Origin of the sequence: Paenibacillus haidiansis (genome assembly GCF_036553665.1) — a bacterium.
GTDB classification, from domain to species: domain Bacteria; phylum Bacillota; class Bacilli; order Paenibacillales; family Paenibacillaceae; genus Fontibacillus; species Fontibacillus haidiansis.
The window spans coordinates 264714-288105 of sequence record NZ_JAZHPZ010000006.1; the positions used below are offsets into that span (position 1 = coordinate 264714).

Genomic DNA, 23392 nt, shown 5'->3' on the forward strand with positions numbered 1-23392 from the left:
TATCAATCACCTCCTTCCCCCCGAATTTCTCCGCCGAGCCCCGCCATGCGCAGCTTCCCGGTGTGGAGCAGCGCCTTCCCCGTACTCTCCAAGGTGCCGATAATTTTGCCTCCCCGCTCCCCAGTTTCCCGGAACAGGTACAACCGGTTCAGCGCCACCTCCCCGTCCTTCACCCCGGCCACCTCGGAAATTTCCACCACCCGCCGCGAACGGTCGCGCAGCCGGGACAGATGAATGAAAATATCGACGGCCGACGCGATCTGCTGCCGCACGACCCCGATCGGGAGATCGGCCCCGCTCAGCACCATCGTCTCCAGACGGCTTATCATATCCGCCGTGCTGTTGGCGTGACCGGTCGAAAGTGATCCGTCATGCCCGGTATTCATCGCCTGCAGCATGTCCAGAGCCTCTCCGCCCCGGACTTCGCCGACGATGATCCGGTTCGGCCGCATCCGCAGCGAGGAGCGGATAAGATCGCGCACCGTGATCTCTCCCTTTCCCTCCGTATTGGCGTTCCGCGTTTCCAGCGAGACCAGGTTCGGGACGGTGACAATTTGCAGTTCCGCCGAATCCTCGATCGTGATCACCCGCTCATCCGGCGGAATGTACTGGGACAGCGCGTTCAAAAACGTCGTCTTGCCGGACCCCGTTCCCCCGCTGATGAAGATGTTGTACTTGCCGCGGACCAGCGTTTGCAGCCAAATAGCCGTCTCCTCGTCGAGCGAGCCCTTCTCGATCAGATCCGCCATCGTCATCGGCCGCTCCGGGAATTTGCGGATCGTCATGGTCGGCCCCTTGAGCGCGATCGGCGGGAGCGCGACGTTGACGCGGGAACCGTTCGCAAGCCGCGCGTCCACAATCGGCGAGGACTCGTTGACCACCCGGTTCACGCCGGAAACAATATTCTGAATGATATCCTCGAGACGTTCCCTGGTTTCGAAACGAACCGGAAGCTGCCGCACCACCCCGTCCTGTTCGACGAAAATTTCCTCATGGCCGTTGATCATAATCTCTGTCACGCTGCGGTCGTCGACAAGCGGCTGGAGGACATCCAACCCGCGGAACGAGTCGTAAAGCCGGCGGACCCAGGCCCGTTTCTCGGCTGCCGTAAGACTAGCGAGCTTCGGCTCCTCAAGCACCCGGCGTTCGATGTAATCCATCAACCGGCCGTCTTCCATCGAGGAGGTCAAATCAAGGCCGGAACGAATCTCTCCCCGGAGCAGCGCGAACGTATCCTGCCGCATCCCGCAGCTCACCTCCTTCGCTTCCGGCCTTTGTCCGGCCCAGCAATTCGCCGCAAAGCTTCATCACGTCCCGTTGGTAGATCGGCGAATGCATGAGGCCCCCTTCCCGGCTCCCTTGACTCCAGGCCGGGATGTAAGTGAGAAGGGCCTCGACGGCGATCCGTTTGCTCGGCGGAGAAACCGTCAAGCTTCCGGAAACCTTGCTCGCGGCGAACAGTGCCTTTCCCATGACCGCGCTATATAATTCCGGTCTGGAGCGCTCCAAGTGATCGAGCCAAACCCCGGTTTTCCGCATAACGCCCCAATCGTCGGCGACAAGCCATGCCAGCCTGTCGGATTTCTCAAGCGCCATCTCCGTCCTGCCGTTCGGAAAGGAATCCGTATCCACAATCAACGTGTCGTAAAGGCCGCTGCCCGCGATGAAATCGATGAGCTCCGCCGTGTCTTTTCGCTCCATTTCCAGCAGCTCGTTCAGATTGTCCAGAGGGCCGAAGGTGTCCCCCTGGAGCACCGGATGCCTGTACGCATAAGCCGAGACCGGAAATCGCGGCCGCTCCCGCCTGTCCTCCGCCGCTTTCAGGTCGTACAGCAGCCTGGCAAGCCCCGCGCGATATTCTTCGCTTCGCGCTTCCCCGCCGCCCGGGGAAATTGCGGTTTGAACCGTCTCCAAATTAAGGTAAAATATTTTGCCCCCCTCGGCCGCGAGCTGCCTGGCCATATTGAGGGCAAGCGTCGTCTTGCCCAATCCGCCCACGGTCGACGTAACGCCGATAACCACGGCCCTGCCTTCAATCGGCAAGGCTCCCTCCTTCCCTCCCCGGACTATATCCAGCAGGGCGGACAGCAGCAGATGGAGCGGCTGGTATTTGGATAAATGTCTTCCCGGATACGCGGCTTCCCCACCCTCCGTTAGACCGATGAAGACGATTCTGTCTTGAATTCCTCCTTTCGTGCCTGAAGCTTCGAGAAAACCGGTCTCGGCGAGCACGGCGTCGACCGTATCCCCCGATTCCACCAAAAATTTCAAATAGGCCTCCTTGCGGCTGAAAGCCGTTATAATCAGGCGGCGCTCGAACCCGCTGCAGCGCACGTAATGCAGGAACGGTTCGATGTAATCCTCATCCTGAACGGCCAGCACAAGTCTGACAGGCAGCATTAAGCCATCACCCTCTTTCGGGAAAATATCCAGGCAAATATAAGGTTCATTTCGAAATACGGAAAACGCAAAAAAGCACCGCCCCAAAAAACCGGTATCCCGGTAATTTGGACGGTGCTTCCGTTCCGCATTCCTAAAATTCACATTTAGAATAACATAGATAAAAAGTTCGGACAAGTCCCGGTTTTCACGAATTTAATCAACCGTCCCGCAAAAATCGTCCCCGGATCTCCGGTGTCGGGACCAGGCAAGCTTCATCCTTCCCGAACCAGCGGTAGCGGTTGGCGGCGATCCACCGGTAGACTGCGTCGCGGATGGGCCGGGGAACAAGAATGAAGCCGTAGAGCAGCGGCCAGGGAAATTTCAGTCCTTTGGCGATTCTCAGCGCCGCGGTCGAGCGGGTATAAGAAGCGCCGTTCCTGTCGATCAGAACGATGGTTCCGGGCGTCCCGGACGGTTCCGCCTCCTCTCCCGAAAGCCGCCGCCCCGCCTCGGATTGCAGAGAGGCGAATTTGAACCGTCCCCGGGGATCCCGTCTGATAATGAATTTAACGGCGCCCTGGCATAAATGGCAAACGCCGTCAAACAAAACTACCGCATTAGGAAATTCACGGCCCGTTCTTTTCATCTTCCGACCCTCCCTATTTTCTTTCGAATATGACCGATTGCCGAGTATAGAAAAAAAGCCCGGGGTCTAGTTCCCCGCGCTTATTATCCAAAACTTTGCGCCTTATTCGGCCAAAGCCTTGTCAATCCATTGACCGTCTTCGATTTGAAGCCCGATATCTCCCGAAAAACTCTCCATGCAATTGCAAATGAAGTCTTTGCGGCAGACCGGACATGGCGTTTTCTGCAGGCGGTTGATATTCGTCATGCGCCACTGCGGAAAACGATGATAAAAAGCACGGCACTCCGTTCCGTCGGCCAGCTTGACGATAAACTCGTACAATCCTTCTTTTTCGTTGCTTCCGGCCTTGGTCACGTTTTCTACACTCGGTCTGTAAGACATGCTTCATCACCCGTATTATGAATTTGAATTCCAGTTTTAGTACTTAGACATATTAAATAATTTTCTACAGTGTGTCAACTTGGAAGGGGATGACAAAGGAGTAGGCCGGGAACTTACTCCGCGGCATATAAAAAGACTTCTCCTCCAGTATGCCCAGGAGAAGCCCTTTTATTGAACAGCGGGATATTTTTGCGGACTACTCCGCCAGATTCAGTTTCACTTCGATATTGCCGCGGGTTGCTTTGGAATACGGGCAAAAATCATGGGCCTTATGCAGCAATTCCCGCGCTTTCTCTCTTTCCACTCCCGGCAGTTTGACGTCGATTTCCACGCCGAGGCGGAAGCCTCCGTCGCTGTCGTCTTTTCCGATACTGACATGATGAGTAACCACCGCATCGTCGGTCCGAATCCCTTCTTTGGCCGCCACATTAGCCAGTGCGCTGGCGAAGCAGGCTCCGTAGCCCGCCGCAAAGAGCTGTTCCGGATTGGTTCCGCTGCCGCCCTGTCCTCCCATCGATTCAGGCATGCTAAGCTTCAGCTTAAGTACGCCGTCCGAAGATTCGACCGTGCCCGTGCGTCCGCCTTTTACGGTAGCCGTTGCCGTATATAATGCTTCCATGCAAATAGCCTCCTTTGATGCCGTGAAAATTTTACGGTTCACAGTCCATTTAAAGCAATTGTTCCGATTTGAAACGGCCACGCCCCAAAAAGTTGCCCTAGACAAAAACTATTGTAGGTGTACAATATAAATAGTTAAAGGCAACAAAAAACACCGGACTCTTAATTCCACTCCAAATCGGATTAACTCATAAAAACGAACGAAAGGGTGAGAATACCATGAACGAAACGATTCAGGAAAAAGCAAGAATCGGAATCCACGGCTGGAAAAGAAACGGAAGCCAGCCTTCCCTGCCGGAAGCCCATCGCTCCATGCGCGTGCCTTCCACCGGTTCCTGGCTCCGCAAATTTCTTGCATTTGCCGGACCCGGCTACATGGTCGCCGTCGGATATATGGACCCCGGCAACTGGGCGACCGATATCGAGGGAGGTTCCCGCTTCGGTTATACGCTTTTATCCGTGATTTTGATCTCCAATCTGATGGCCGTGCTGCTCCAGTCGCTTTCCGGCAAGCTTGGCATCGTTACGGGCAAGGATTTGGCCCAGGCCTGCCGGGACCATTATTCCAAACCGGTGGTAATCGGGCTGTGGATTCTCTGCGAGCTGGCCATTGTGGCGACGGATCTCGCCGAGGTCATCGGGGCGGCCATCGCCTTGAACCTGTTGTTCGGCCTTCCGATTATTTACGGGGTGATGATCACCGCCGTCGATGTATTGCTGATTTTGCTCCTGCAAAATAAAGGCTTCCGCTCGCTCGAAATATTCGTCGTCGTGCTGATCGCCACGATCGGCCTCTGCTTTGCCATCGATCTGTTTCTGGCGAAGCCGGACTTGGCGCAAGTCGCCCGGGGCTATGTTCCCAGCGCGGAAATCCTCCGCCAGCCTGAAATGCTGTATATCGCCATAGGGATTCTAGGGGCGACCGTGATGCCGCATAACCTGTACCTGCATTCTTCGATTGTCCAAACCAGAAAATATAAACAAACCCCGGCCGGAAAACGGCAGGCCATCAAATATGCGACATGGGACTCGACCATCGCGCTTACGTTCGCCCTATTTATCAATTCGGCCATCCTGATCGTCTCCGCCGCAACCTTTCATTCCGCCGGGTTGACGCAAATCGCCGATATCAGCGACGCCTATCATATGCTTACGCCGATTGTCGGCACGACGCTGGCCAGCGTCATGTTTGCGGTAGCGCTGCTGGCGTCCGGCCAAAACTCGACCTTGACCGGAACGCTTGCCGGTCAAATCGTCATGGAAGGCTTCGTCAACATCCGGCTGGCCCCCTGGCTGCGGCGCTTGATTACGCGCCTGATCGCCATCATTCCGGCGGTCATCGTCACCGCTATTTACGGCGAGCGCGGGACCCAGGATCTGCTTATTTTCAGCCAGGTCGTCCTGTCGTTGCAGCTGCCGTTCGCGGTCGTCCCGCTCGTCAAATTCACCTCGAGCAAAGCCAAGATGGGGGAATTCGCCAACAAGCTTTGGCTGAATATCCTCGCCTGGCTGATCGCGGGCATCATCATCGTGCTGAATGTGTATCTCCTGGCCCAAACGATCGCTTCCTGAAAAATCAGCACTAACGCGGGCGCGAAAACCCCCGGCAGCTTGACTGTCCGGGGGTTTCTTTTTACTCTTTGATTTCCTTAAACGAAGCGTCATACAAGCGGAACATCGTCTTGTAACCCGACTCGTCGATTTTGATCCCTACATCGAGGCGGCCCGTAATTTGCAGCGGCTCTGATTTATACCTCAGCTTCACATCGTCCGGCACAAACACAATCATGATTTTATTCCAATAGGTTTCGTCCCCGTTGTCAAAAGGGCACTCGGCGCCCGGCTGGGGTATGAGCAGGAACCAATGCTTGTCAAAAGACAGCACCTCGCCCATAAATCCCTTGATGGTCACGGTTTCGCCGCTCAGATCCCAAAATTTGTCGGAGGGCGTGCTCTGGTCGTCGCCGTCAAAAAACTCCGACCAACCGATGGCCTGCGGCCCGGTTCCGGTCTTGGCGGCGCCTTTGCCCCCGCTTTGGGCGGAACCGGGCGCAGCCTGTTCAGCGGTTCCTTTGGCCGCGGCCTGAGGGCTGTCTTGCCCCGAAGCGACCGCCCCTTTGCCGCTCGCCGCATGGCTTCCCGATGCGGCGGGGGCTGGTGCGCTTCCCGGCTTGGCTCCAGCCCGAGCGCCGGCCGAGGCGTCCGCTGCGGCCGCGCCCTCTTGCTTGGCCGAGGCCAGCTCCGCCGCGGCCTTGGCCCCGGCGTCAGGTGCATTCCCGGCGGGCTGCCCCTGCGCGACGCCGGCCGCCGTACCCGACGCTTCGCTCTCCGCCGAGGCGTCCGGGGCCGGACTTGATGCGCCCGGCTTTCCGGCGGCGTCTTCGGCGGACGGCTCCGCCTCCTCCGCCGGATGCGCCGGTCGGCCGCCCTCGCCCTGCGGTCCGTCCGCGGCTTCCCCGGCCGTTTGCTCCGGCTGCGGCACACCCGCATCCGCCTGACCGGAGCCGGCCGAAGCCGAAACCGCCGTTGTGGCCGTGTCAACCGCCGCCGAGAAGCTGCCTGCGGATGATCCGGCCGTCATATCATTCCGGCCGCAGCCCTGCACCAGAACGGCCAGCATGAGCATGACGATCCAGCCCAGCATGATCCATGGTTTCTTCAAACCGGCCACCTCCTTATGCCTTAAATAATGTCAGCGGGTCCATCCGGTATAGCCGCACGGCAGGGAGCAGCGACGCCGCAATTCCGATGATCAGGGCCCCCGCCGCGATCGCGACATGATCGCCGGACATCAGGAACGGGTCGATTTGAATACCCGCGTAATGGAATACGGCGTCCCGGAGCAAATAACCCGCTGTATGACCGGCCAGGCCGCCCAGAAGCAGGCCTGCGATCGTCAAGATCAAGCCTTCCCCGATCATCATAATCAAAATATAGCCTTTCGATTTTCCCAAAAGCCGTAACAGCCCCGCGTCTTTCGTCCGCTCCCCGGCGGCGGCGATCATCGACAGCAAGATCGTGACCGCTGCGAGCAGCACGCACAACAGGGTGACGATCCCCAGCAGCTCCGTGCCTTGATCGACCAGGTTGACCACATCGCCGACCGCCTTGCTCGTATACACCGTCTGCACCCGGCCGTCCGCCTCCAGCATGTCCCTTAGCTCCTGCCCGGCCTGCAGTGCGGCCGGCTTCACCAGGATCGCCGTGATGTCCCGCTCCGCCGCCGCTTCGCCGTGAACGGCCCAAGCGTAATCGACCGTGGTGAATAAGGCCCGGTCATCGGGGGTATTCAATGGCGGCAATATCCCCGTGATCGTATAGATGAAGCTTTCATGCTCATCATGCCCGTGCTCCGCTTCATCCGTTTCGTCGGCTTCCAACGCGGCTTCTTCCACCAGGCCATGGGCGCCGGAGAAGGTGTCCCCGACTTTTAGACCGAGCATTTTTGCGACATATGCCCCGACCACGACCTCTCCGGTGTGTCCGTACAAGCCACCTTCCGCCAGCCGCCGGTCTCCATACCTGGTAAGAAAATAAGCCGGGTCGATTCCGACGATCGGATATTCGTTAAAGTGGTCGCCCGTGGTCATGGCGAACGCCTGGTCGACCGCGGGACTCGCCGCAACCTTTTCCAGCGTATTCCCCGGGATATTTCCCGTAGGGGCCCCTACATGATAAAAAGTGTTCAACACCAGCTGCGCTTCGCTGCCCTGCGCGCCGACCACGATGTCGAAAGGGCCGTAGCCTTTCTCCGCGCCTTGCTCCACTCCCGCCTTGGACAGCGAGAGCAGAAGCATAAAGGCCACGGTCGCCGCGACGGCGAGTATCGTCAGCAGCGACAAAAATTTGCGGTGCAGCAGGTTTCTGAGCAAATAATGCGGCAGGCTCATATCGCCATCCTCCCGAGCTCCGCGGCCCGGCGGTTCGCTTCGTTGATCTCCCCGATGCGGACGCATTTCGGAAACCGCTCGGCCAGCTTAAGATCATGCGTGACGACCAGCAGCGTATGGCGGTCGCTCCCGCACAGCTCGAGCAGCAGCCCGGCGATCTCGTCCGCCGTCTCCCAGTCGAGGCTGCCTGTCGGCTCGTCGGCCAGCACGAGCGCCGGCTCGTGAATGAGCGCCCGGATCATCGCCACGCGCTGCTGCTGCCCTCTGGACAATTGCGAGGGCTTGTGATTCCGGCGGTCTTTCAGCCCGACCGATTCGAACCAGTGGTCGATCTTGTCCCGGCGTTCGGCGGTGCCGCTTCCGCCGTTCAAGGCGATCTCTACATTTTGCTTGGCGGTCAAGGACGGGATCAGATGAAAATCCTGCAAAATGTAGCCGATATGCTCCGCGCGGAAAGCATCGCGCCGCGATTCCTTCATGCCGGACAGGCGCTCCTCTCCAATAACGATTTCGCCGGCGTCGGGCCGCAGGATACCGCCGATCAGATGAAGCAGCGTGCTTTTGCCGGAACCGCTGGGCCCGATGATGGCGATTTTTTCGCCCTGCCCGACGCTCCATTCCGGAATATCGAGAATGGGAATGTTTTTCCCCGTCACCTGGAACTGTTTCTTCACACCTTGCAAATGCAGCATGCGCATCCCCCTTATGGAAAAGAAAGGGGTGAAACGATAGAGGCTCTCCCCCGTCTCACCCCTTCCGGTTATGATTATTTCAGCAGGATCCGTTCCGAGAGCGCATCCCATTTCAGATTTTGTCCGGTAAGCTTGCTGAAGGCGGACAGCGGCAGATACAAGGTGCCGTTATCCACATCGACCGTAAACCCGGCCGCTTTCCCGTCCGCTGTGGCGGTTCCACCGGCCAAATCGACCGTGATCGTTGCCGCCGCTTTACCGCTCAAGGTAACGGTGTTGCCGTTCTCTTTGTACGTGCCGCCCAGCGCTTCGGTCAACGCTTTGGCCGGATACAGCACTTCATTTGCGCGGTTGATTTTGAATTTCGGATACAAATTCGCCGATTGCAATTCCGCTGTTCGTTTTGCCAGATCGAGGCCAAGCACCTCCGCTCCGGCCATGGCGATTTGCGTATTGTCGATCTGCCCGCTTACTTTATCGGCGATCGGGCCGTAGGCCCATACCCCGACATCCACCGCCGAGTGTCCATGTCCGGACCAGCCGATCAGCAAACGCTTGGAAATCACGGCGTTATATCCGCCTTCGCGGTTATAGGAAGAGCCGTCTCCGTCCAAAATGAGCTGGGCCTCTTCGTCGCTCAAATCGGTGATCCATGTATTGTCCGCGACGATCTTTTTCACATCGGCAATCGTTTTGGCTTCATTCAGCGAACCGATCAAATATTCGGAGGAATGCTTCTGCTTATCCCAAAGATCGATATTTACCTCGTAAATATTGTCTCTGGACAACGACAGCCCGCCCGTTTCGTGGTCCGCGGTCACGACGACGGACGTATTCCCGTTCTTCTTGGCGAAATCGATCGCCACTTTGAACGCGGCGTCGAAATCCAGCGCCTCCTGCACCATGGTCGGGAGGTCGTTGGCATGGCCGGCATGGTCGATCCGGCCGCCCTCGATCATGATGGCGAAGCCGTTTTGATTCGCCGACAAAATCTCCAGCGCTTTGGAAGTCATCTCCGCCAGACTCGGCGTTTCCTCCGTCCGGTCCGGCACGTAGCTGACATGGGAGCCGCCGAACAGGCCGAGCGCCTTGGAATCTTTGGCGGTTAGAGCTTCGAGATTGTCTGCGGACTCGACGATCTTATACCCTTTCGCTTCAAATTCGGGCAGGAGGTTTTTATCAGTTCTTTTTCCGCCTTCGTCTTTAGTTACAAAGAACGACTTCCCTCCGCCGAAGAGCACATCCACTCCGCTGTCCAGATACTGGGCGGCGATGGCGCTTTCGTTGTCTCGGTTGCGTACATGGGAAGCATAAACGGCCGGAGTGGCGTGGGTAATACGCGCCGTCGTAACGAGACCGGTTGACTTACCGCTGGCTTCGGCCGCTTCTATAATGGAAGCGAACGGCTTCGACACATCTTCATTGGACACGCTGATCCCGGCGTTATACGTCTTATGGCCGGTGGCAAAAGCGGTCCCCGCCGATGCCGAGTCCGTTACGATCCCGGAGACGATCGTCCCGCCGTCTTCGCCCCGGTCGGCATATGTAGTGGCTTGACCTACATAGTAAGGATCAAGGTTGAGCGTTTGAACCCCTTTTTCGTACTGCTGGTAATATCTCGCCGCCGATACTTGCGCCGGTCCCATACCGTCGCCGATCAATACGATCAGGTTTTGGGATTTTCCGTTTGCCGCCGCATTGCCGCTTTCTTTGGCGATGGCCGCCGGGGCGGCCGCGATAACGGATAAGGCCAACCCGCCGATGGCCAGGCTTCTCCACATCTTCTTCATCTTTTCTCCTCCCATTTCTCAAACTAAGTAGAGTTTAAACGGCCAATATTAGGAGAATGTCAGAATAATGTTCTTCAAAAGTTAAAATATGGAACAAGGGATGAAGCGCAACGCTTGAGATAATACAAAAAGAATACAAAAAAAGCCCGGGTTTCCCCGGACTTCCGATTTTAATTCAAGGTTAAAAGTATGCGGTCGAGAGGACTCGAACCTCCACGGGCGTACGCCCACTACCCCCTCAAGATAGCGTGTCTGCCATTCCACCACGACCGCTTAAGCTGTTCAAGAAACGAACATTTTTTATTATATATATGTGTTATCGAAATGTAAAGCGGTATTAATTTCCACCTTTCTTTTTCTCTCTTCGGTATTGAACGAATTCCAGATATTCCTGAATAAAGGCGGCTTCCACTGGCGTCAGTTTGCCGCCCATTTCGCCCAATTTGGTAACGTCGGCGACATATGCCTCCATACTCTCATGGATTTGATATGGTGTACGCTCCCTTCCGGTCAACAGCCAATCCAGGCTCGTATCGAAGAACGCTGAAATCTCGATCAGCTTGTTTGTGCTCGGCGTCGATTTTCCCCTTTTCCAATCGCCCAAGTTTCCGGTACTGATGCCAAGCTCCTGGCAAAAATCTTTCTTGGTCATTCCTCTTGTCTTGATCAGTAATTCAATTCTGTCATAAATAGACAAACCTTTTCAACCTTCCTTCAAAATACGTCAAATTACGCATTTAAGTACAAATATATTGTATAATTACGTAGTTGCGTATATAATGATAAAATGAATCTTTGATGCTCCTATCACGAGGCCCATTATAACACAGATTTTCCAACCATTAATAGGAATTTATCACTTTATTGTGCAACATTTCACAAGGCCTTTCGCATAACTTCTCTGCTGATATCCTCACTTATCATCCTGTATAACCCATCATATTATGGAATTAGGAGCGGACACAGTGACCGATACATTATCCATATGGCAGGAGGCTGCGCAAGCGCTTCCAAAAGGTCTGGCCATCGTCGATGCCGAGGGGACCATTCAGTTTGTCAACCGGACTTGGGCCAGGCAAGCGTCTCGACACTCTCTTCTCTGGGGTCATCCGGGGATGAATGTGATTCGTCATTTTATGAACGGCACCCATAGACATAAACCATATATTCAAGAGCTGATCGCCAGATTTAAAGCGATATTGGAGGGGCGTAGCCGATACGATGCCTTCGAATTTTTTACGGAAGACCGGGAGAAACGCTGGTACTTGATGGAGGCCTCCTCCCTGTCCGGAGAAAAGTCCTCCTACAGCGGCATCCTGCTGACTTCTTCGGATATTACAAGCTACAAGGAAAATGAGAACCAGTTGCAGGAAGCTCTCTCGGAAATCCGGACGCTTCGGGGACTTCTGCCGATTTGTGCGGTCTGCAAAAAAATCAAGGACGAGAATGAGGATTGGAGTTCTATAGAAGAATACTTAACAAAGCATACCCATGCCGAATTTACCCATGACATATGCCCGGACTGCATCCGGCTTCTTTACCCCAAATACTCTTCTTTTCTCGATAGCCCGGACAAGCCCGCAAAGGAATAGAGCAGCCTAGGGCTTCCGCCGCTAAGCCGGGGGTTGACCTGAAATGGATTTCATGTTTTATACTCTTTCCAACGAAGGACAAGGACATCTACGACAGGAGGACAAACCATGAAATTGATTGCCATAGACTTGGACGGAACATTGCTGACCGCGGAAAGCAAACCCAGCGAGGAAGGGCTTGCCGCCATCCAAGGCGTTATATCCCGGGGAGCAAGCAAAGTCGCGATCTGCACGGGAAGGGCCAGCTATGATGTGCGGAATCTGGTAGGGCGTGACCTGGAGCTTCCGATTATTTCTTTTAACGGTGCCGCCGTCCACGACGAAGGCGGGCGGCTCCTGAACGAGACACCGATCGATCATGACATCGCCGCCGAGGCGGTACGGTATTTGACGGAACGCGATGTCTACTTTGAAATTTTTTGCCCGGAAGCCATCTACTCGCCGTCTTCCGGCGAGGACAAATTGCGCGCCGAAATGGACGTGCTGAGAAGCGCCAACCCGGATATCGATCGCGACCGGCTATGGAAGAGCGCGCTTGTTCAATTCGTGCAATTCGGCATTGAGGAAATCGACCATCCCCAGCAAGTGATCGACAGCGGGGCTCCCGTATATAAGCTGCTTATTTTCACTTATGATGAGGCCAAGCTGACGGAAATCCGCCGCCATTTCGACCGGTTTCCCGGCGTACACACCACGTCTTCGGCCGATCACACACTGGAGATCATATCGACGGCCACGGACAAAGGCAGCGCTCTGCGATTCCTGGCGGAACATTACGGTGTCCTGATGGAGGATACCGTAGTGATCGGCGACAGCCATAACGATATTTCGATGTTTCGGGTGGCGGGCACGCGCATTGCCATGGGGAACGCGATCGATGAGATCAAGGAGCTCAGTTCGGCGGTTACCCGCGATAACAATCACCATGGCGTAGCCTATGCACTGAACGTTTTGCTCGGTTTATAGGTACCGGGGGCCGAATAGGACATCGCTCAAGGCATTAAGTCCATATGCAAATAATGACCCGCTGTGATTCTCCTCAGCGGGTCATTTAGTATCTTTTTATCATCGGGTGACAAATCGTAGGAGCGGGCCGAGCAATGCCGGAAAAATCGAGACATGCCCCTCCCCGTCCATTTGTCTGAATTCCGCACGCAGGGAACTTCCGCTTAGTTGCATTTCTTGCGCCAGCTCTTTGGCGTCCCGGATCATGGACTCCTTCTCTTCCGATCCCACGGCCATCAGGAGCTCCGTAGTCAGATTTTCCTGCCGTTGAAAGTCTTCTTTTACCGAACCCCATAACTCGAAAAGCAGATGATTCTTCCACCAGATCGACGGACTCGCCGCTGCATAGCGCTGAAAGCCGCCCCGGCGTGAAAGCATCGCATATAGTGTCAAGAAGCCGCCTAGCGAATGGCCAAACAGGCATTGCTTCGCGGAATGGATCGGATAGCGGAGCTTGACCGCGGGTTTAAGCTGCCGCTCCATAAAATCCAGAAAAGCGTCCGCTCCTCCCGTTTCCGGCCAAGGAAGACCGCCCGGCCGCTCCGGCAGTTCACTCGGATCCGCGTAAACCGTATAATCGCGGAACCGCTCTGCGGTTGCGAACAGTTCCGGAGAATCGTAGCCGATTCCGACGATGACGGCGGGCGGAATCCCGTGCGGGCCGTGCGACAGGAGCCGCATCGATTCCGCCAGGGCGCCGAAGGAAGCGTTGGCGTCCAGCGCGTAAAGCACCGGATACCCGTCCTCCGGGGCCGGCCCTTCGGGAACGGCGAGATGGATCTGGTATTCCCGGCCCGTATTCCGCGCGACCATGCGCCAGGTCAACGTTCCCGGAATGCTGTAGCCGCCGCCGAAATCGGTTTGGACCGGGACAGGAATCTCCGGCGCCGGATCAAACAGCCGCTGAAGCGCTTCGGGAAATCTTTTCAGCATAAACAGATCGTCATGCGTACCGCCCGGATCCAGCACAAAAGTCAGGCGGGCCGGCGGATGCCCCCCCTCTTGCAAAAGCGTAAACAGCTCTTCATTATTCCGGACCATATGGCTCTGGGCGTTGGTTTTGTATATTCCCTCCCGCCCCCCCACGGATATATAAATCCGCTGGTTATGGGCCGGCCCTTTGTCCCGCCGGATAAAATCCATAACGCCTTCATACCACAGCGAAGCGGACAAGAGGCCGACAAGCCCGAACACCTCCGGCCGCCAGCAGCCGGCAAACCAGGCGATCAACCCGCCGAGCGATCCTCCGATGATAGCCGTATGTTCCGGCCCGCTTTGGGTCCGGTAATGCCTGTCGATATACGGCTTAAGCACATCCGCGATTTCATCGACATACGGCTTGCCCCCGCCGCCAAAGCCGCCGCCGTTACTTGGGGACAGCGGGCTGGCGGGCCATGGGGTATATTCGTCGTTGCGGTTTTCCGTTTGAATTCCGACCAGTATCAATTCGCATAGGTGCCCTGTCGCAAACAGATGCTCCAGGTATCTGATGCAGCCCGTAAACAGGTCTCCTCCGTCCTGTACATAAGCGACCGGATATCGGCGGTCCGTTTGTCCATAGGACGGGGGAAGGTACAGCAGCACTTCTCTTCTCCCGATCTGCAGCCGTTCGAATAATTTCATGATGACCTCCCGCAAATATCCTGCTGTTATTTACTTTTTCTGCTGCGGAGCAGCAGATAGACAAAATAGGGCACGCCGATGATCGATACGACGATGCCGACGGCCAGTTCGGCCGGGGCGAACACGGTCTTGCCGATCAGATCGCCGATGACCACGATCGCCGTGCCGGCAAGGCCGCTGACCGGGATGATGTACTTATGCCGCAGGCCGACCAACTGCCGCGCCAGATGCGGGGCGATCAGGCCGACGAAACTGATCGCCCCCGCCACGGCGACGCTGGCGCTGATCAAACCGATGCCGCTCAGCAATAAAAGATTCTTCTCCCGCTCGACCGCCACCCCGAGCCCTTTTACGTTATCCTCATTCATTTGGAACAGATCGAGCACATGGCTGCGCGACCAGACCACAAGCGGCAGGACGAGCAGCCAGGGCAGCATCGCGACGACGAATTTCCAATTGGCGCCGTAAAGACTGCCGTACAGCCAGACGACCGCCGCTTCGTAATCCTGGGGATTCATCTTGAGCGAGACATACATCGTCACCGCCCCGAACCCTGAGCTCATGGCAATACCAACCAGAATCAAGCGCTGCGGGTCCAGCCTGCCGCCTTGTCTGGCAAACAGAAAGATAAACACCGTCGCCGCGATCCCGCCCGCCAGTCCAAACATCGGCATCGCCATAACTCCGAGCCAGCCGGTCAGTTGGATGGTTCCCTGGAAAAGGAACATGAACAGCACGACCGTCATTCCGGCTCCGGCATTAATCCCGAGAATCCCCGGTTCGGCCAGGCCGTTGCGCGTAATCCCCTGGAGAACGCAGCCGGCGATCCCGAGCGCGAACCCGACCAGCGCTCCCAGCACTATCCGGGGAAGCCGGAAATCAAAAACCACCAAATCGTAATCGGACCGGGGATCGACGCGCAGAAGGGTCTTGACGATGTCGAGCACCGATATATCAAAAGTTCCGTTCGTCAAGCTGAAATAAACCGCGATAAACACGACCAGAATGAGCGTCCCCGCCACAGCCGATAATCTTGCGCCCGATGATTTACGCACGTTGTTCCCCTCCTCTCGTCTTGATCAGATAGAGGAAGAAAGGCACGCCGAACAAAGCCGTAACGACGCCGACCGGCGTTTCAAACGGGTAATTGACGAACCGGGCGATAATATCGCAGGCCGCCAGAAACAGGCCGCCAAGCGCGCCTGACACGGGCAAGCTCCAACGATAGTCGGAGCCGGACAGAAACCGGGCGATATGCGGGATGATCAGCCCGATAAAGGCGATTTTACCCGCCAGAGCTACGGATACGCCGGTCAAAATGACGACGGCCAGCATGGCCAGTCCTTTAACCAGCCAAACCCGTACTCCCAGCCCCGCCGCCGTCTCTTCCCCCAATGACATCGCCGTGACCGATTTCGTCAGCAACAAGCCAAGCGCCAGTCCTATGATCGCAAACGGAACACTCAGTTTAATCATCTCCGGATCGAGCGCATGCAGCCGGGAATTGTAAAACGAACTCAAGTTCTGCGACACCTGAAAATAGGTTTGCACCGCATTTGCGGTTCCGCTCAAAAAACTGCCGATCACCGTCCCCAATATGGCCAGCCGCACAGGCGACATCCCCTGGGGAATAAGCCGGGCCAGACCGAACACCAGCGCCGTTCCCGCCGCCGATCCAAGCAGAGAACTAAGAATATACATCTCGGAATGGGCATTCGGCATCATGACCATAAACAGCGTGACGGCAAACACCGAGCCGTCCGAAACGCCCATGATGGAAGGCTCGGCCAGATAATTTCGGGTGATCCCCTGCATCAGCGCTCCCGAGATGGCGAGAAAAGCGCCGATCAGCAGGGCGCCGACCGCTCTCGGCAGCCTTGAAGTCATGACGATCTGATGGTCGACATTCGTTGCGTCGAAGGCGAAAACGGCGTTCCAGACCGTGTCCAGCGTCATATCTTTTGCGCCGAAGCGGATGGAAACCAGAATCAGTAAAAGAGCGGCTGCCGGTGCCATCCCAAGGATGAACGCCGGCAGCAATTTTTTTTGCTTCATTTTTCAACACGCCTTATAATAAGCTAATTTGCTATTTCAGATTGCTTACCGCAGCTTTCAAAAATTCGATTTTGCTGTAAGCCGTACCGCCCTGTGCTAAAGGATCGACCGCATTGACAAACAATTTGCCGTTCTTGACCGCATTGATGCTTTTAATGATCGGATCGTTTTGGAAATCTTCAAGCGCGGTCGTATTATCCTTGTTCTCGTCGGGCGAGAATTGAACGAACAGGTAATCCGGATTCATCTCGGCAAACTTCTCTTTAGAAACCAGTTCTTGAGCTTTGGCGGCGGCAACTTCGGCCGGTACCGCAAGTCCGAGGTCCTGATAGAGCACCGGGTTAAAGAAAACGTCTTGAGGATAGATATACGCTTCTCCCGCACGAATCCGTACCGCTACCACTTTGGCATTTTTCACGGAATCGGTAAGCTGGGATTTGGCGGTCTCCAGGTCCTCTTTATATTCGGCGATCTCTTGTTCCGCCTGATCCTGCTTGCCGCTCAGTTCCCCTAGCAGGCGCAAATTGCTCTCCCAATCGGTGGAGATATGGGAGTAAGGAATGGTTGGGGCGATTTTGTTCAATTGCTCCATTACTTCCGGTTTAAATTTGGTGCTTCCCAAAATCACGTCCGGTTTCAGCGACAAAATCGTCTCAAAGTTCGGTTCGGTTTTTTCGCCGATCGACTCCGCGTTTTCGGTAATCGATTTAAACAATTCGGGGAACTCGCCGGAGAAGGTAATCGCACCTACAGGTTTGACATCCAGGACAATGGAGTCTTCCATCGCTTCAACGGCGCCGGTAATTACGATGCGTTCCGTATTGGCCGGCAAGATGTACTCTTTGTCCAGGTATTTCACGACTTTGGTATCGGAAGCTGCGGCTTCGTTTGAGCCGGATTCCACTGTGGCCGAATTGGCGGCTCCGTCGGCACCAGCCGGGGCGGCAGTTTCTTTATTTGCGCCGCATCCCGCCAAAATAACGATAAATACTAATAATAACCCCGCAACCCATTTGATTTGCTTCATTTCCTTCCAGTTGCTCCCTTCCTAACGCGAAAATATGTACGATGATAATGATAATTATTATCATTTATTTCGCTATTTTTCGCCATGGAATAATGCCGGAACTTTCATGGATTATTTCCGGAAAAGAACGCCGGGAGCTCCTCCAGCATCCGGCTGATCGCAAAGGGCGAGTATTCCCGCCAAGGGTAAGACGGCAGGAGGTGAACCCTTCCCGCGCGGACGGACGGGATTCTCAGCCATTCGGGCGAAGCCTGCATCGCTTTCCAATATCCCAGCGTTTCGGAGTCTTGGCGGACGAGCATAAAGATATGGTCGGCGCCGGCTTCGCCGTACTCTGCAATACGCTCCAAGGTCAGCGAGCCGCTCTGAGCGGCAGCCTGTTCCGCCAGGATGGGCGATGGCTCGAACCCCAAAGTGTCGAACAGCGTCTCGCCTATGCCCCGCCCTTCATTGATGTGCAGCCTGTCGCTGTAAAGACGCAGCGGTAAAACAACGTGCCGGCCGTTTATGGCTCCGCGAATGCGACGGGTCGCCTCCGCCCGGGTCCGCTCGAACTCCGCCAGCCAGCTTGCGGCCTCTTTTTCCTTGCCGAGCAGCTTCGCCAAGTCCAGCAATTGGGCGCGCCAGCCTATGGCCCCGTCCTTCATTTCATATAAAGGCGCAATCCTTTCGAGCCGCTCCTTCTCCCAGCCTTCGGTTTCCGCGGTGATAATAATCAGCTCCGGCTCCGCGTCGGCCAGATTTTGCAGGTTTTCATGCTTGTTGTGATTTTGCCGGAAGGCGCTGAGATGGACAGGCATGACCGGGGCCAGTGCCTGGTGGTAATCTCGCGACCATTTCGGATGAAGCGGCGCGGCATAGGGCGTGATTTGCAGCGGAATCAGATAGCCGAGAATCGAAGAGGAGCCGTAGACGGCCAGTTTATTTTTCCGTGTCTTCATATAGACCGAAGGAGAAACGCCAAATTCCTTTTTGAATTTACGGCTGAAATAAAACTCGTCCCTGTACCCGACCAAATGGGCGACTTCCTTGAGCAAACGGTCCGTTCCCAGCATTAGCTGCTTGGCCTTGTTCATGCGGATCTGCGCCAGATACTCCATTGCGGTGACGCCATAGGTTTTTTTGAACAATTCCACATAATATTTCGGACTGAGCTCCGCCATGGCGGCGAGCATGACGATGGTCAGTTCTTCTCCGAAATGCTCCTCCATGTATCCTCTCGTTCGCTCCAGCGCCTCCGTTTTCCCGGTTCTGGACTTTTGCCTGTATTCGGTCAGGATGGCGAAGAGCAGCTCCTGGAAGTCGAGCTGGGCCCGCCAGCGCTTAAGGGCGTCGGGATGCCGTGAATTTTCATAGACGCTGCGGCATACCAAGCCGATCCGCTCCTCCGATCCGGACGTGCCGACGATTCCGCTCGGCAGCATGCCTTCGGGAACCGCTTCGCTCAGTGCGTGTCCGTTGCCGGAGCAGGTCTCCTGATACACGCTGAAATAAATGACGGCTGCGCTCACCCCGGCTTCGGAATGCGGTGCGATCCCGAACGTGCTGTTCCCCGCGCAAAAACACGCCGATCCCTTACCCATCCGCGTCACCTGCTCGTTCCTCGCGATGTCGGCTTCCCCTTCCAGCAGGACAATCATCGCCGTATTGAAGGTCAAACTCTGATCAACGGGCACCTCGCGACCGCTGAAAATTTCGATATGCCATAACCGGATGGTCCAAGTATTTTGATTCGGCATTACAGGTTGGTTCCCAAGTATATGATGTTGATCAGGCTCAAGCCGTGCTGCGGCTGTGGCTGCGGCTATGGCATTGAATTTATTGGAAAGCAATTTTGATCCCGCCTCTGATTGATAATGGTTATCATTATCATATAAATATCATAGTTTCCTCCCTTCTGTCCATAAAACGGTCCATCAATCTATCAACCTATCTTCTCTGCCCCTTCGTTGGAATTTTTCCAACGGCTTCTCGTGACACTCCGTATACCGGGGTTCTACATTGGACATAATCCAATGATTCGCCCGAATTCCTCCGGATTTAGTCCTAATTGAGCGATAACGTTGGATAAAATCCAATCAAGCGCCAGATATAAGATTGCCCTTCTCATCCTCGTTGGATATTTTCCAATGAAAAAATATAAACAATAAAAAGAGCAGCTCCCCGTCGTTTAAAAACGACTAAAGGAACTGCTCTTTTTGCTTAGGATGCGGTCGAGAGGACTCGAACCTCCACGGGCGTACGCCCACTACCCCCTCAAGATAGCGTGTCTGCCATTCCACCACGACCGCATATTCAATTGAAAGTGGTGACCCGTAGGGGATACTCTCACTTCGTTCGAGACTGCGTTGTTTTGCTAACGACGCTTAGGCTCCGACGAACCCCCAAGGGCTTCTCACCCCTACTTGAAGCAATATATGAAAGTGGTGACCCGTAGGGGATTCGAACCCCTGTTACCTCCGTGAAAGGGAGGTGTCTTAACCCCTTGACCAACGGGCCACAATCATTAACCGCCCGGAAGCGGCGACAAGAATGAGTATACCAAAAACATATTTACCGTGCAACATAAATTTTCAAAAAAAATTCCGTTCACATAAAATGTGACGGAATTTTTATTACTTGATCCCGGCGTGCATGAAGCTTTCAACAAACTGCTTCTGAAAGAAGAAAAACGCGATCAGCAGTGGAGAGATGACCATCAGGGTTGCCGCCGTAACAGTCCCCCACTGGGCTCCCGTCTCGAAAGACTGCGCGAATATCGCGATGCCGACGGTGAGCGGACGGTTGTTGACGGAGTCCGTCACGATGAGCGGCCACATGAAATTGCTCCAGTGCGTGCTGATCGAAATCAGCGCAAATGCCACATAAGTCGGGCGCGCGGAGGGCAGGTAGACATGCCGGAGGCTTTGCCACCACCGGCAGCCGTCAACCCTGGAAGCTTCGTCCAGTTCATATGGAATTTGCTTAAAGGTCTGTCTCAGCAAAAACACGCCGAACGACGAAGCCCAATACGGGATCATGATCGCCCATTTCGTGTCGATCAGATGGAGTTCTTTCATAATCGTGTAATTCGGAAATATCAAAATGTCTGGCGGTATCATGATTTGCACAAGAAACAGAATAAATAAGACGCTTTGGCCGATAAATCGCAATCTGGCGAACGCATAAGCCGCCAGCGTTGCCGTAAGCAACTGGACCGCCAGTACGCCCGCAACGATGATCAGCGTATTCCAGTAGTAGACGGGAAACGGAATCGTCCTCCACGCTTCTATGTAATTGGCGGAGGTCGGATCGCTTACGGCGAACGGGTTGGCGCGGGTAAGCATTTCGTCCGACGGAGTAAATGAAGTTACTGCGGCCCACACCAAAGGAATCGCGAACATGACGGACAAGACGATGATAACGATTTGGTTCGTAAGGCGATGCATAACCTGACCCCTCTCTAATAATGAATCCGCTTGTCCAAAAATCCGTAGTAAAAAATCGAAATGACCAGCAGAATAACGAGCAGAATCACGGTCAATACGGACGCCTTGCCCATATCCCAGAAGCTGAATGCCGTCTCATAAATATGATAGAGCAGCAGATTGCTGGCATTGTCCGGGCCGCCTTTGGTCATGATGTAGAGATGATCCACCAGTTTAAAAGAATTCGTTGTCGCGATGACCAGAACGAACAGCGTGGTCGGCATGAGCAAGGGCCAGGTGATGGCCCCGAATTTACGCAGCGGCCCCGCCCCGTCAATTTCCGCCGCCTGAAAGACGTCTTTCGGCAGCCCCTGGAGCCCGGCCAGGAAGAAAATCATGAAATAGCCGGACTCCTTCCAAATCAGCATCGCCATCATGGAAACGAGCACCCATTTCGGATTCCCCAGCCAGCTCGGCCCCTGAATTCCGAACAGCTCCAAAAATTTATCGAGCAGCCCATAGTCCGGCGTATAGATGAACAGCCAGATGTTGGCGATCGCGATCATGGGAATCAGCGTCGGATAAAAGAACGCGGCACGGATAAGACTTCTTCCCCGCAGCTTGCCGTTCACCCAAACCGCCATATAGACGGCGAGCAGCACACTGACCGGCACGGTCACGAGCGCGAGCAGCACATTATTCCGCAGCACCTTCAAGAACACTTCATCCCGCAATACCTGGCCATAGAGGTCCACCCCGGCAAAATATCTCTCGTTCATGACCGATTCGTAGAAGCTCCAATCCACCACTTTGACGATCGGATAGAAGGTAAAGACGGCCAGAAAAACGAGGGAAGGCAGCAGTAACGCATAGGCCAGAATATTGTCCTTCAAACGAAAATCCGTCATGGTTTACGGTATTTCTCCAGAATCTTATCGGCCTGCTGCTGCGATTTTTCCAATGCCTCTTCCGGGGTCATGTTGCCGAGCAGCGCAGACTGAATATTATCGTTGAACAGCTTGGTCACCTGCCCGTTTTGATAGGTCGACAATTCGCTGGAAGCGTATTGCATCTGGTCGCGCGCCACCGCCGCCTGAGGGAATCCGGCCACATAATTTTTCAAGAGCACGGTCTCGTAGGCGGCCTTGGTTGTCCCTACATAACCGGTGTCGATCGACCACTGGGCGACGCGTTCGGGCTGCGTCAGGAACTCGATGAATTTGATGGCAGCCGCTTTGCGTTCCTCGGGAATGTCCTTGAATACGTATAGATTGCCTCCCCCTGTCGGCGAGCCGTAATTTTTGTTCGCGGGAAGATAGGCCACACCAAAATCAAATTTCGCATCGGACTTCACCTTGGACAGATTGCCCGTCGTATGGAACATCATCGCCGTTTTGCCGCTGATAAAATCGGAAGGAACCGTCGCCCACTCCAGTATGCCTTCGGGCATCACTTTGTCTTTACGTCCCAAATCGGTGTAGAATTGCAGCGCTTCTTTGACTTCCGGCTTATTGAAATAAACTTCGGTCCCGTCGTTGGATACGATATTCGTCCCCGTCTGCAGGGAAAGAGCTTGAAGCATCCAGTATTGATAGCCGGTGCTCGGGATTTCCAGGCCCCATTGGCTTACTTCTCCGCCGCTGTTTTTGACCGTCAGCTTCCCGGCAAAATCTCTGAGTTCATCCCAGTTGGCCGGCGCCTTCTCCGGGTCCAGATTGGCCGCCTTAAACAGATCCTTATTATAGTAGAGAACGATCGTACTGCGTTGGAACGGAACGCTCCACACCTGGTCGCCGGATTTGGTGTTCATCATAAACGCCTCATAGAATCCGTCAAAATAGTCCTGCGAGAATCGCGGCGTCAGTTCTTCGAGCGCGTTCATCTCCAGCAGGCTGTAGAGCTCGGTCGACAGCAGCACGGCCAAATCCGGCGAGTTGCCGCCTTGCACGGCCGTCACGACTTTGGTCATCGTATCCTGATAGCTTCCGGCATAAATCGGTTTGACGGTGATCGACGGATTCTCTTCATGGAAGTCGGCCGCCAGCTTATCGATGAAGCCGGTAATCGGCCCACCTACCGCCACCGGGAAGTAGAAGCTGAGCTCGACGGGTTTTTCCTCTTTAACCGTCTCTTTGCCCCCGTTCCCGCTCGTTCCTTGTTCCGCCGCTGCGACGCCGTCATTGTTGCTTACCTTGCTGCCGCCGTTGCCGCATGCCGATAGCAAGAGCATTAGAGCAACGATGAGAAGACTGAACTTTTTCATATTTCTCCCTCCTTAATGTAA

General features: G+C 55.1%; 21 protein-coding genes and 3 tRNA genes. 3 read left to right on the forward strand and 21 right to left on the reverse strand.

Features of this window, described 5'->3' with window-relative positions:
* Positions 1–2: 2 nt before the first annotated feature.
* The 5 genes from V3851_RS14665 to V3851_RS14685 form a co-directional block, all read right to left on the reverse strand.
* Positions 3–1244, reverse strand: a complete 1242-nt coding sequence (locus V3851_RS14665; RefSeq protein ID WP_331847299.1) for a CpaF family protein — start codon at positions 1242–1244, stop codon at positions 3–5.
* Positions 1192–2400, reverse strand: a complete 1209-nt coding sequence (locus tag V3851_RS14670) for a P-loop NTPase family protein (RefSeq protein WP_331847300.1) — start codon at positions 2398–2400, stop codon at positions 1192–1194. The genes V3851_RS14665 and V3851_RS14670 overlap by 53 nt, the downstream gene beginning before the upstream one ends.
* 199 nt (positions 2401–2599) lie before the next feature.
* Complete coding sequence (locus tag V3851_RS14675) at positions 2600–3028, reverse strand: thiol-disulfide oxidoreductase DCC family protein (protein ID WP_331847301.1); 429 nt, start codon at positions 3026–3028, stop codon at positions 2600–2602.
* 102 nt (positions 3029–3130) lie between these two features.
* Positions 3131–3409: a hypothetical protein gene (locus V3851_RS14680; RefSeq protein ID WP_331847302.1), complete on the reverse strand. Its 279-nt coding sequence runs from the start codon at positions 3407–3409 to the stop codon at positions 3131–3133.
* Positions 3410–3605: 196 nt separating this feature from the next.
* Entirely contained in the window at positions 3606–4028 is a 423-nt protein-coding gene (locus V3851_RS14685) for an organic hydroperoxide resistance protein (protein WP_331847303.1), read from the reverse strand.
* 218 nt (positions 4029–4246) lie between these two features.
* Between V3851_RS14685 and V3851_RS14690 the strand changes: the two genes are divergently transcribed.
* Positions 4247–5599 (forward strand): Nramp family divalent metal transporter, encoded by a 1353-nt coding sequence (locus V3851_RS14690; RefSeq protein WP_331847304.1) that lies wholly within the window; start codon positions 4247–4249, stop codon positions 5597–5599.
* A 61-nt stretch (positions 5600–5660) separates the two neighbouring features.
* Here V3851_RS14690 and V3851_RS14695 read toward each other — a convergent pair whose 3' ends face one another.
* From V3851_RS14695 to V3851_RS14720, 6 genes are all read right to left on the reverse strand, one after another.
* Positions 5661–6689, reverse strand: coding sequence for a hypothetical protein (locus V3851_RS14695; RefSeq protein ID WP_331847305.1), 1029 nt, complete (start codon positions 6687–6689; stop codon positions 5661–5663).
* Positions 6690–6702: 13 nt separating this feature from the next.
* Positions 6703–7917: an ABC transporter permease gene (locus tag V3851_RS14700; RefSeq protein ID WP_331847306.1), complete on the reverse strand. Its 1215-nt coding sequence runs from the start codon at positions 7915–7917 to the stop codon at positions 6703–6705.
* Positions 7914–8609, reverse strand: coding sequence for an ABC transporter ATP-binding protein (locus V3851_RS14705; RefSeq protein WP_331847307.1), 696 nt, complete (start codon positions 8607–8609; stop codon positions 7914–7916). Before V3851_RS14705 ends, V3851_RS14700 begins: the two co-directional genes overlap by 4 nt.
* 74 nt (positions 8610–8683) lie before the next feature.
* Complete coding sequence (locus tag V3851_RS14710) at positions 8684–10399, reverse strand: alkaline phosphatase (protein WP_331847308.1); 1716 nt, start codon at positions 10397–10399, stop codon at positions 8684–8686.
* Between the two features lie 190 nt (positions 10400–10589).
* Positions 10590–10672, reverse strand: a tRNA-Leu gene (locus tag V3851_RS14715).
* 64 nt (positions 10673–10736) lie between these two features.
* Entirely contained in the window at positions 10737–11051 is a 315-nt protein-coding gene (locus V3851_RS14720) for a helix-turn-helix domain-containing protein (RefSeq protein ID WP_414859321.1), read from the reverse strand.
* 313 nt (positions 11052–11364) lie between these two features.
* Between V3851_RS14720 and V3851_RS14725 the strand changes: the two genes are divergently transcribed.
* Both V3851_RS14725 and V3851_RS14730 read left to right on the forward strand, forming a co-directional pair.
* Complete coding sequence (locus tag V3851_RS14725; RefSeq protein ID WP_331847310.1) at positions 11365–11991, forward strand: PAS domain-containing protein; 627 nt, start codon at positions 11365–11367, stop codon at positions 11989–11991.
* A 108-nt stretch (positions 11992–12099) separates the two neighbouring features.
* Positions 12100–12957 (forward strand): Cof-type HAD-IIB family hydrolase, encoded by an 858-nt coding sequence (locus V3851_RS14730; protein WP_331847311.1) that lies wholly within the window; start codon positions 12100–12102, stop codon positions 12955–12957.
* Positions 12958–13056: 99 nt separating this feature from the next.
* Here V3851_RS14730 and V3851_RS14735 read toward each other — a convergent pair whose 3' ends face one another.
* The 10 genes from V3851_RS14735 to V3851_RS14780 form a co-directional block, all read right to left on the reverse strand.
* A complete protein-coding gene (locus V3851_RS14735; RefSeq protein ID WP_331847312.1) occupies positions 13057–14619 on the reverse strand; it encodes an alpha/beta hydrolase in 1563 nt (520 codons plus the stop codon).
* Between the two features lie 26 nt (positions 14620–14645).
* Positions 14646–15674 (reverse strand): FecCD family ABC transporter permease, encoded by a 1029-nt coding sequence (locus V3851_RS14740; protein WP_414859313.1) that lies wholly within the window; start codon positions 15672–15674, stop codon positions 14646–14648.
* Positions 15667–16674, reverse strand: a complete 1008-nt coding sequence (locus V3851_RS14745) for a FecCD family ABC transporter permease (RefSeq protein WP_331847313.1) — start codon at positions 16672–16674, stop codon at positions 15667–15669. Before V3851_RS14745 ends, V3851_RS14740 begins: the two co-directional genes overlap by 8 nt.
* Before the next feature lie 31 nt (positions 16675–16705).
* Positions 16706–17701, reverse strand: coding sequence for an ABC transporter substrate-binding protein (locus tag V3851_RS14750; protein ID WP_331847314.1), 996 nt, complete (start codon positions 17699–17701; stop codon positions 16706–16708).
* A gap of 104 nt (positions 17702–17805) precedes the next feature.
* A complete protein-coding gene (locus V3851_RS14755) occupies positions 17806–19440 on the reverse strand; it encodes an AraC family transcriptional regulator (protein WP_331847315.1) in 1635 nt (544 codons plus the stop codon).
* A gap of 469 nt (positions 19441–19909) precedes the next feature.
* Positions 19910–19992, reverse strand: a tRNA-Leu gene (locus tag V3851_RS14760).
* Between the two features lie 133 nt (positions 19993–20125).
* Positions 20126–20200, reverse strand: a tRNA-Glu gene (locus V3851_RS14765).
* 116 nt (positions 20201–20316) lie between these two features.
* Positions 20317–21129: a carbohydrate ABC transporter permease gene (locus tag V3851_RS14770; RefSeq protein WP_331847316.1), complete on the reverse strand. Its 813-nt coding sequence runs from the start codon at positions 21127–21129 to the stop codon at positions 20317–20319.
* A 14-nt stretch (positions 21130–21143) separates the two neighbouring features.
* A complete protein-coding gene (locus V3851_RS14775; RefSeq protein WP_331847317.1) occupies positions 21144–22016 on the reverse strand; it encodes a carbohydrate ABC transporter permease in 873 nt (290 codons plus the stop codon).
* Entirely contained in the window at positions 22013–23371 is a 1359-nt protein-coding gene (locus V3851_RS14780) for an ABC transporter substrate-binding protein (protein ID WP_331847318.1), read from the reverse strand. Before V3851_RS14780 ends, V3851_RS14775 begins: the two co-directional genes overlap by 4 nt.
* Positions 23372–23392 lie beyond the last annotated feature (21 nt).